At 67.4% G+C, this 9,731-nt stretch carries 8 protein-coding genes and 1 pseudogene; 5 read left to right on the top strand and 4 right to left on the bottom strand.

All coding sequences use genetic code 11. The features are described 5' to 3' along the window. Positions 1-128 (top strand): annotated as a pseudogene (locus P2T65_RS09605) (IS5/IS1182 family transposase); the annotation flags it as partial. Positions 129-178: 50 nt separating this feature from the next. On the opposite strand, the gene P2T65_RS09600 reads toward P2T65_RS09605, so the two are convergent. Both P2T65_RS09600 and arfB read right to left on the bottom strand, forming a co-directional pair. Beyond that, positions 179-1,621, bottom strand: a complete 1,443-nt coding sequence (locus P2T65_RS09600) for an aldehyde dehydrogenase family protein (RefSeq protein WP_276199670.1) — start codon at positions 1,619-1,621, stop codon at positions 179-181. A gap of 335 nt (positions 1,622-1,956) precedes the next feature. Next, positions 1,957-2,379, bottom strand: coding sequence for an alternative ribosome rescue aminoacyl-tRNA hydrolase ArfB (gene arfB, locus P2T65_RS09595; protein WP_055458058.1), 423 nt, complete (start codon positions 2,377-2,379; stop codon positions 1,957-1,959). Positions 2,380-2,530: 151 nt separating this feature from the next. Here arfB and ettA point away from each other — a divergent pair, with 151 nt between their 5' ends. Beyond that, on the top strand, positions 2,531-4,186 hold the full coding sequence (gene ettA / locus P2T65_RS09590) for an energy-dependent translational throttle protein EttA (RefSeq protein ID WP_055458059.1): 1,656 nt from the start codon (positions 2,531-2,533) through the stop codon (positions 4,184-4,186). Between the two features lie 49 nt (positions 4,187-4,235). Here the strand turns inward: ettA and P2T65_RS09585 are convergent, their stop codons facing one another. Together P2T65_RS09585 and P2T65_RS09580 are read right to left on the bottom strand one after the other, a co-directional pair. After that, positions 4,236-4,895, bottom strand: coding sequence for a hemolysin III family protein (locus tag P2T65_RS09585; protein ID WP_055458060.1), 660 nt, complete (start codon positions 4,893-4,895; stop codon positions 4,236-4,238). A gap of 231 nt (positions 4,896-5,126) precedes the next feature. Beyond that, positions 5,127-6,662, bottom strand: coding sequence for a DEAD/DEAH box helicase (locus P2T65_RS09580; protein ID WP_071923901.1), 1,536 nt, complete (start codon positions 6,660-6,662; stop codon positions 5,127-5,129). Between the two features lie 425 nt (positions 6,663-7,087). On the opposite strand from P2T65_RS09580, the gene P2T65_RS09575 reads away from it, so the two are divergent. From P2T65_RS09575 to P2T65_RS09565, 3 genes are all read left to right on the top strand, one after another. Beyond that, a complete protein-coding gene (locus tag P2T65_RS09575) occupies positions 7,088-8,038 on the top strand; it encodes an ABC transporter substrate-binding protein (protein WP_055458062.1) in 951 nt (316 codons plus the stop codon). 114 nt (positions 8,039-8,152) lie between these two features. Next, on the top strand, positions 8,153-8,926 hold the full coding sequence (locus P2T65_RS09570; RefSeq protein ID WP_096335171.1) for an ABC transporter permease: 774 nt from the start codon (positions 8,153-8,155) through the stop codon (positions 8,924-8,926). Continuing rightward, positions 8,923-9,708 (top strand): ABC transporter ATP-binding protein, encoded by a 786-nt coding sequence (locus tag P2T65_RS09565; RefSeq protein ID WP_019401448.1) that lies wholly within the window; start codon positions 8,923-8,925, stop codon positions 9,706-9,708. The genes P2T65_RS09570 and P2T65_RS09565 overlap by 4 nt, the downstream gene beginning before the upstream one ends. Positions 9,709-9,731: the final 23 nt, after the last annotated feature.

Genomic DNA, 9,731 nt, shown 5'->3' with positions numbered 1-9,731 from the left:
TCTTCAACAAGATCAAACACTTCCGCCGTATCGCCACCCGCTTCGACAAGACGGCGGAAAACTTCCTCGCCGCCGTGAAGCTCGCGTCCATCCGCATCTGGCTACGCGGTTATGAGTCTACGGCCTAAAAAGGCCGCCCGGAGGCGGCCTTGCTTCTTGTGTCGTCTGCAGCTGCCGGTCACACCGGCAGCGTGTAGGCCGTCTTGACCGTCGTGTAGAACTCCACCGCGTAGCGGCCTTGCTCGCGGGCGCCGTAGGACGAGCCCTTGCTGCCGCCGAAGGGCACGTGGTAGTCGACGCCGGCGGTCGGCAGGTTGACCATGACCATGCCGACCTCGGCGTTGCGCTTGAAGTGGCTGGCGTATTTGAGGCTCGAGGTACAGATGCCCGCCGACAGGCCGAACTCGGTGTCATTGGCGAGGGCGAGGGCCTCGTCATAGTCCCTGGCGCGGATGACGCTGGCAACGGGGCCGAAGATCTCCTCGCGCGAGATGCGCATGGCGTTGGTGCACTCGGTGAAGAGCGCGGGCGCCATGTAGAAGCCAGGCGTCTCGCGGTTCAGCACCTCGCCGCCGGCGACGAGGCGGGCGCCCTCGTCCTGGCCGATCTTGACGTAGGAGAGGTCCTGGTCGAGCTGGTTCTGGTCGACCACCGGGCCGATATGGGTGCCGGCCTTCAGGGCGTCATCGACGACGAGCCCCTTCATGCGCTCGGCCACCGCATCGACGAAGCGGTCATGGATGCCGGCCGTCACGATGACGCGCGAGGAGGCCGTGCAACGCTGGCCCGTGGAGAAGAAGGCGCCGTTGACGGTGCATTCCACCGCCGTCTTGAGGTCGGCGTCGTCGAGCACGACGAGTGGGTTCTTGCCGCCCATCTCGAGCTGGAACTTCTTCATCGTGCCGACGCAGGCCTCGGCCACCTTGCGGCCAGTCGAGACGGAGCCCGTGAAGGTGATGGCGTTGACGTCCCGCGATTTCAGCAGCGTTTCGCCGACGACCGAGCCGCGGCCCATGACGAGGTTGAAGACGCCGGCGGGAATGCCGGCGCGCACGATGATCTCGGACAGGGCATGGGCCGAGCCGGGCACGAGGTCAGCCGGCTTGAACACGACCGTGTTGCCGTAGCAGAGCGCCGGGGCGATCTTCCACGCGGGAATGGCGATGGGGAAGTTCCACGGGGCGATGATGCCGACGACGCCGACCGGCTCGCGCGTGATCTCGATATCGACGCCGGGGCGCACGGAGGCGATCTTGTCGCCGGCGAGGCGCAGCGCTTCCTGCGCGAAGAAGAGGAAGATCTGGCCGGCGCGCGCCACCTCGCCGACGCCCTCCGGCAGCGTCTTGCCCTCTTCGCGCGAGAGCAGGCGGCCAAGCTCGTCCTTGCGGGCGAGGATCTCGTCGCCGGCCCTCTTGAGGATGTCGTGACGCTCCTGCGGGGTCGTGCGGGCCCAGGCCGGGAAGGCGGCCTTGGCCGCGGCGATGGCGCGCTCGGTGTCGGCCGCGCTGGCGCGGGAATATTCGCCGATGACGTCATTGGTGTTCGACGGGTTGATGTTTCTGGTGGCGTCGTGCCCGGCGACCCACTCACCGGCGATGAAGTTCTGGAAATGTGCGGTCATGCCTCTTCCTGTCGTTCCTCGATGATTGCCGTGCGGCACTGCACCGGTGCCGCTGTCGGCGCACACCATAAGCGCCCCGGCGCGCATTGCAAAAGCACCGAGCAGTGCATGCCGGGCGTGCGTGCCGCGCGTGGGGATCACGATGTGGGGAAGCCCGGCGCCGCAGTTCCGTCTCGCGGGGCAGGCAGAGGCGCCTCGGTCGTCATGGCCGGGCTTGTCCCGGCCATCCACGCCTTTGATGTTGCTTTTCGGTTGAAGGCGTGGATGCCCGCGACGAGCGCGGGCATGACGGCAGGGAAACGGCGCGCAGGTCTGGCTCCACGATCGCCGGGCCGTCACTCCACCGTCGGCTTGGCCCGGCGGACGGACTTCACGGCCGAGCGGCGCTGCTTGCCTTCGAGCCGCCGCTCCCTGGAGGCCTTCGTCGGTTTCGTCGGCCGGCGCGGCTTGGGGCGCACCGTTGCCTGCCGGATCAGGTCCACCAGCCTGTCGAGCGCCTCCTCGCGGTTGCGCAGCTGGCTGCGGTGCGACTGGGCGGTGATGACGATGACCCCTTCCTGCGTCAGGCGGCTGCCCGCGAGCTTCATGAGGCGGATGGCGACGTCGTTCGGCAGGGATGGGGAGCGGCGGGCGTCGAAGCGCAGCTGCACCGCGCTCGCCGTCTTGTTGACATGCTGGCCGCCGGGGCCGGAGGCACGGATATGGCTTTCCTCGATTTCGCTTTCGTCGATGCTTATATGGTCGGTGATGCGCAGCATGGCGGATCCGGCAGGTCGCGTGCGGGCCGCGTGGCTTGAACCGACCTCGCCCGCCTGATAACTCGTGGCTCGAATTTCCGATGCGGCCGACAGTTCCCGCGTGCGCGGTGCACGCCGGGAGCATGCGGTCCTTTCGTTGAGAGAGACTTGAATGGCCTCCTATCAGTATGTCTACCACATGCGCGGCCTGTCGAAGACCTACCCTGGCGGCAAGAAGGTCCTCGACAACGTGCACCTGTCCTTCTACCCGGGCGCCAAGATCGGCGTGCTGGGCGTCAACGGCGCCGGCAAGTCGACGCTGCTCAAGGTCATGGCCGGGCTCGACAAGGAGTTCACGGGCGAAGCCTGGGCGGCGGAAGGCGCGCGCGTCGGCTACCTGCCGCAGGAGCCGCAGCTCAACCCGACGAAGACCGTGCGCGAGAACGTCATGGAAGGGGTCGCCGGCGAAAAGGCAGTGCTCGAGCGCTACAACGAGCTCGCCATGAACTACTCGGACGAGACGGCCGACGAGATGACGCGGCTGCAGGACGAGATCGAGGCCAAGGGCTTGTGGGACCTCGATTCCAAGGTCGACCAGGCCATGGATGCCCTGCGCTGCCCGCCGGACGATGCGGAGGTCGCCTCGCTGTCGGGCGGCGAAAAGCGTCGCGTTGCGCTGTGCCAGCTGCTTCTCGCCCAGCCGGACCTGCTGCTGCTCGACGAGCCGACCAACCATCTCGACGCCGAGACGGTGGCTTGGCTCGAAGGGCACCTCAGGACCTACCCGGGTGCGATCCTGATCGTCACCCACGACCGCTACTTCCTCGACAACGTCACGGGTTGGATCCTCGAACTCGACCGCGGTCGCGGCATTCCGTACGAGGGCAACTATTCCTCGTGGCTGGAGCAGAAGCAGAAGCGCCTCGCCCAGGAGGGCCGCGAGGAGGAGGCGCGCCAGCGCACGCTGGAGCGCGAGCGCGAGTGGATCTCGGCCTCGCCCAAGGCTCGCCAGGCCAAGAACAAGGCGCGTATCCAGCGCTATGAGGAACTGGTGCGGAAGGCCTCGGAGAAGGCGCCCTCGACGGCCCAGATCGTCATCCCGATTGCCGAGCGGCTGGGCAACAACGTTATCGAGTTCGATGGCCTCACCAAGGGCTTCGGCGATCGGCTGCTCATCGACGGGCTGTCGTTCAAGCTGCCGCCCGGCGGCATCGTCGGCGTCATCGGGCCGAACGGCGCGGGCAAGACGACCCTGTTCCGCATGATCACCGGTCAGGAGACGCCGGACGCCGGCACCATCACCATCGGGGAATCGGTCAAGCTCGGCTATGTCGACCAGTCGCGCGACGCACTCGACGACAACAAGACCGTCTGGGAGGAAATCTCCGGCGGCAACGATGTCATCTATCTCGGCAAGCGCGAGATCAACTCGCGGGCCTATTGCTCGGCCTTCAACTTCAAGGGCGGCGACCAGCAGAAGAAGGTGGGCATGCTCTCGGGCGGCGAGCGCAACCGCGTGCATCTCGCCAAGATGCTGAAGTCGGGCGCCAACGTCCTGCTGCTCGACGAGCCGACCAACGACCTCGACGTCGACACCTTGCGTGCGCTGGAGGAGGCGCTGGAGGATTACGCCGGCTGCGCCGTCATCATCAGCCACGACCGCATGTTCCTCGACCGCGTCGCCACCCACATGCTCGCCTTCGAGGGCGACAGCCATGTGGAGTGGTTCGAGGGCAACTTCGAGGACTACGAGGAAGACAAGAAGCGCCGCCTCGGCATCGATTCCACGATCCCGAAACGTATCCAGTACAAGAAGTTCTCGCGCTGAGAGAGACCCTTGTTGCGAGCGCCCGCAGGATGATCCCGCGGGCGCTTTTCTATGCGCTCAGGACGGGGGTCAGCGCGCGCAGCACAGCTGCATAGTGCACGCCGGCGGCGGCGACGACGAAGCCGTGCCAGATGGCCGCCTGAAAGGGCAGGCGTTCGGCAAGATGGAAGACGACGCCGACCGAATAGAGCACGCCTCCGACGGCGATCAGCGCCAGCGTGGTCAGGCCGAGCGCATCCGTCAGCGGGGCAACGGCGACAGCGCCCGCCCAGCCCAGCGTGAGATAGGCGGCGATCGTCAGGCGGTCGAAGCGGCGCGGGAAGAACAGCTTCAGGCAGGCGCCGGCGATGGCCGCGAGCCAGACGAAGCTCGTCAGGCCGACGGCCCAGGGGCCGCCGAGGCCGAGCGTCGTGAAGGGCGTGTAGGTGCCGGCGATCATCAGGAAGATGCCGGCCTGGTCGAACTGGCGCAGCTTCTCCTTGCGCGGCGACGCCGGCGCCAGATTGTAGGCGCAGGAGCAGCCAAGCATGACGAAAAGGCCGAGCGTGTAGAGCGCCACGGCGGGCAGGGCACCATAGGCGCCGCCGTGCAGCACGATGCCGACGAGCACCACCGCGCCGACGCCGGCGGCAACAAGGCCTATGACGTGCACGACCGCATCGGCCACGATCTCGCGGCGCGTGCGCGGCCGGCACGCGAAGGTCGACAATCTCCTTGCTGATCCGGTCGAGCCGGACGACGCGCGCGTCATGCCCCTGGCCGTGAGCTTGGTTGCTGCCTCACGGCACAGGGTGGATGCCGATCATGGCAGCATGCTGACGGCACGAGCCGGCGCCGCTGATCCCGTCTGTCGCAAGTCGGGTGTGCCCGACTTGCTCCTTCCGGACCCCGTCCCGGGCGAGCCCGAGCGTGGCGACGGGAGGTTGCCGGCCGGCGTGCTTCAGCGGGACGGGCCGTCGCCGCGGCGGCGGGCCGGGCGCATGAAACCGATGCCGTCCATGCGCTCGGCGCCGGCCGGGCCATGACCCTGGCCCTGACCACGGTGGTGGTCGCGCTGCTGCGGCTTGCCGCTGCCCTGCGCGGCCTTGGCCGGCCGCTGGCCATCACGGCGGGACGCACCGTCCTGCTGGCGCTGGCCGTTGCCCTGGCCGAGGCCGCTGCCGTGACCATGGCCGTTGCCGTGACCCGGCGCCTTGCCGGCACTGTGGTGGCCCGGCTGCGGCGTGTTGCGGCTGCCGCGCGGAGAGTGCCGGCCCCTGCCAGTGGCGTTCTTGCCGGGGCCGTTCCTGCCGCCGCCGTTGCGGCCCTGTGGGCGGGCTTCGGCGGGCTCCTCCGGCTCGGCGCCCGGATTGGCGCGCCGGTCGGTTGCCGGGATCTTCTGGCGCGTCAGCTTCTCGATGGCCCGGAGATAGGCGCGCTCCTCACCGTCACAGAAGGAGATGGCGCTGCCGTCGGCGCCGGCGCGGGCCGTGCGGCCGATGCGATGCACGTAGGATTCCGGCACGTTCGGCAGGTCGAAGTTGATAACGTGGGTCACGCCGTCGACATCGATGCCGCGGGCGGCGATGTCCGTCGCAACAAGGATGGGCGTCTCGCCGGTGCGGAAGCTGCCGAGCGCGCGCTCGCGCTGCGACTGGCTCTTGTTGCCGTGGATCGCCGCGGCCCGGATGCCGTCCTGTTCGAGGTGGCGCACCACGCGGTCGGCGCCGTGCTTGGTGCGGGTGAAGACGAGCGCGCGGCCGAGCTTCTCGCCCTTCAGGATCTCGGCGAGGAGGTTACGCTTGCGCGCCGTCTCGACGAAGATGACGCGCTGGTCGATGCGCTCGGCCGTCGTCGCGACCGGCGTCACCGAAACCTGCACCGGGTCGTGCAGCAGGTCGGACGCAAGCGCGGCGATCTCCTTCGGCATGGTGGCCGAGAAGAAGAGGTTCTGGCGCTCCTTCGGCAGGCGCTGCACGATCTTCCGGATGGCGTGGATGAAGCCCATGTCGAGCATCTGGTCGGCCTCGTCGAGGACCACGACCTCGGTCTCGGCAAAGCTGACGGCACCCGTCTGCATGTGGTCGATCAGCCGGCCGGGCGTCGCGACCAGCACGTCGAGGCCGCGCGCCAACGCATCGGACTGCGGCCGGTGGCCGACGCCGCCGAAGATCACGGCGGTGCGCAGGTTGAGGTGGCGACCATAGGTGCGGAAGCTCTCGCCGATCTGGCTGGCGAGCTCGCGCGTCGGACTCAGCACGAGCACGCGGCAGCGCCCACGGCCCGGGCGCTTCGGCGCGCTGGCGAGGCGGTGAAGGATGGGGAGGGCGAAGGCCGCCGTCTTGCCCGTGCCCGTCTGGGCGATGCCGAGCAGGTCGCGGCCGGAGAGGACATGGGGAATGGCCTGCGCCTGGATCGGCGTCGGCTGCTCGTAACCCTCGCTCTCCAGTGCCTTGAGCAGCGGTTGGGCGAGGCCGAGATCGGAAAATGAAGTCACTTATCGTCTTTCATGGTGCGCGCCGGACACGCCGCCGGCAACGAGCCGAAGCGGGCGCACGAACGCGGGGAAACGAACGCCCCGCGTGAATTGGGCTGTTCCGGAAGGATCGGTCGCCGGACGAACGGCTCAATCGACGAATGAACGTCGCTCACGCAGCCGAACGTGAAAGGGAAACGATGCGACCCGCGCCACATGTGTCCCCTGGCGGGTGCTTTGTCAAGGACGCCGACCGGCTAGCCGCATTGTACCAACCGCATGGGACTGCACGTACACGGCCGCCTAGCAAGGCCTCCTTGCCGCCCAGACAGGCAGATGCCCGGCCTGCGTGGGAAAGTGTATGCAGTTATGTCTAGACAATTGACAGCGGGGCTGCGGCGTGCTGCCATTCAATGAAGAGGGGTCAACGGACCGGGAGACACGTCATGAAGCGCACTTCGGCATTCGGGCTCGCTGCAGCGATCCTCATCGGCGCGGCGGGCACCGCATCGGCGGCCAACACGCAGGTGGTCATCGGCATGAGCGGCTGGACGGGCTTTGCGCCGCTCACGCTCGCCAAGGAGGCCGGCATCTTCGAGAAGAACGGCCTCGACGTCACCATCAAGAAGATTCCGCAGGCGAGCCGGCACCTCGCCATCGCCTCGGGCGACATCCAGTGCGCCGCGACGACGGTGGAGACCTGGGTGGCGTGGAACGCCAACGGCATCGCCACCAAGCAGATCTTCCAGATGGACAAGTCCTACGGCGCCGATGGCATGGTCGTGCGCAACGACATCCAGTCGATCAAGGACCTGAAGGGCAAGAGCGTCGCGGCCTCCGCGCCGGGCACCTCGCCCTATTTCGTGCTCGCCTGGATGCTGAAGCAGAACGGCCTCTCCGTGAAGGACGTCAAGGTCGTCAATCTCGAGCCCGGTCCCGCGGCCCAGGCCTTCGTCGCCGGCCAGAACGACGCGGCCATGAGCTACGAGCCGTATCTCTCGACCGTGCGCGACAAGCCGGAGGCCGGCAAGATCATCGCCACGACGCTCGACTATCCGGTCGTCATGGACACCTTCGGCTGCACGCCGAAGTTCCTCGAGGAGAACCCGCAAGCGGCCAAGGCGCTCGCCGACAGCTACTTCGAGGCGCTCGACATGATCAAGGCCGACGAGAAGAAGGCCTTCGAGATCATGGGCGCCGACGTGAAGCAGACGGGCGAGCAGTTCGGCAAGTCGGCCCAATACCTGCGCTGGCAGGATCGCGAGGCCAACCGGACCTTCTTTTCCGGCGAGTTCGAGAAGTTCTCCAACGAGGCGGCCGATTTGCTTCTCGAGATCGGCATCATCAAGCAGAAGCCGGACATTTCGAAGATCGTCGACACCAGCTTCATCAAGTGAGCCTTCGGCGGCTTCACCTGAAGCCCGCACCTTCCATGCGACCGGCCGCTCCCTCGCCAGCGAGGGGGCGGAGTGGGCGCGGCTGACCGGAAACGGCACGAGCGGAACGTCATGCTGAGACCACTGGAACCGATCGGGCAGGGCGCGCGCATCGTCCTCGGCATCTCCTTCTTCATCCTCTTCGTACTGGGCTGGGGCTTCGCCACCTTCGGCGGCTATGTCTCCCGCACATTCCTCGCCGATCCGCTCACCATGGTCGCGGACGGCTGGGCGCTCCTAGCCGATCACGGCTTCCTGTTCGACATCGGCGTCACCATCTGGCGCGTGGTCGGCGGCTTCGTGCTGGCGGCCATCGTTGCCGTGCCGCTTGGCATCCTCATGGGCGCCTACAAGCCGATCGAGGCCTTCTTCGAGCCCTTCGTCTCCTTCGCGCGCTATCTGCCGGCCTCGGCCTTCATCCCGCTCCTCATCCTGTGGGCGGGCATCGGCGAGGTGCAGAAGCTGCTCGTCATCTTCATCGGCTCGGTGTTCCAGATCATTCTCATGGTCGCGGTCTCGGTGGGCTCCACCCGGCGTGACCTCGTCGAAGCCGCCTACACGCTCGGCGCACGCGACACGGGCATCGTGCGCCGCGTCATGATCCCGGCCAATGCGCCGGAGATCGCCGAGATCCTGCGCCTCGTCCTCGGCTGGGCGTGGACCTATGTCATCGTCGCCGAGCTCATCGGCTCCTCGTCCGGCATCGGCCACATGATCATCGACAGCCAGGCGCTGCTCGCCACCGGCCAGATCATCTTCGGCATCATCGTCATCGGCCTCATCGGCCTCGTCTCCGATTTCCTGTTCAAGGCGGCCAACCGCTGGCTCTTCCCGTGGAGGCTCGCGTGACCAAGCTCGTCATCGACAACGTCTCGCGCATCTTCCCGGGGGTGCGCGGCGGGGCGCCGGTGACGGCGCTGACGCCGACGAACCTCTCGGTCGCGGCCAACGACTTCATCACCATCCTCGGCCCCTCCGGCTGCGGCAAGTCCACGCTGCTGCGCATCGTCGCCGGGCTCGACAGGCCGAGCGCGGGCGAGGTGCGGCTCGACGGGCGCCGCATCACCGGCCCCGGTGCCGACCGGGGCATGGTGTTCCAGTCCTACACGCTCTTTCCCTGGCTCACGGTGGCGCAGAACATCGCCTTCGGCCTCAGGGAGAAGGGCCGGCGGGAAGCCGAGACCAGGGACATCGTCGCCTCCTATATCGACAAGGTCGGCCTCAGGGGCTTCGAGAACCACTGGCCCAAGCAGCTCTCCGGCGGCATGCAGCAGCGCACGGCGATCGCCCGCGCGCTCGCCAACGACCCCGAGATCCTGCTGCTCGACGAGCCCTTCGGCGCCCTCGACAACCAGACCCGCTCGCTGATGCAGGAGTTGCTGCTCGGCATCTGGGAGCGCGAGCGCAAGACGGTCCTGTTCGTCACCCACGACATCGAGGAGGCGATCTTCCTCGCCTCGCGTGTCATCGTCATGTCGGCCCGGCCCGGGCGCATCAAGGCCGACCTCGCCGTCGACCTGCCGCATCCGCGCGATTACAAGATGAAGACGAGCCCCGAATTCTCGGCGCTGAAGGCGAGACTTACGGAAGAGATCCGTGTTGAAGCGGTGCTGGCGGCGACAGAACACTAAAATTTACGGAAAACTGCGCCGCG

Origin of the sequence: Chelatococcus sp. XZ-Ab1 (assembly GCF_029309855.1) — a bacterium.
GTDB classification, from domain to species: domain Bacteria; phylum Pseudomonadota; class Alphaproteobacteria; order Rhizobiales; family Beijerinckiaceae; genus Chelatococcus_A; species Chelatococcus_A sambhunathii.
Note: the sequence above shows the minus strand (reverse complement) of the source record. Positions and strands in the feature narration are given on the sequence as shown.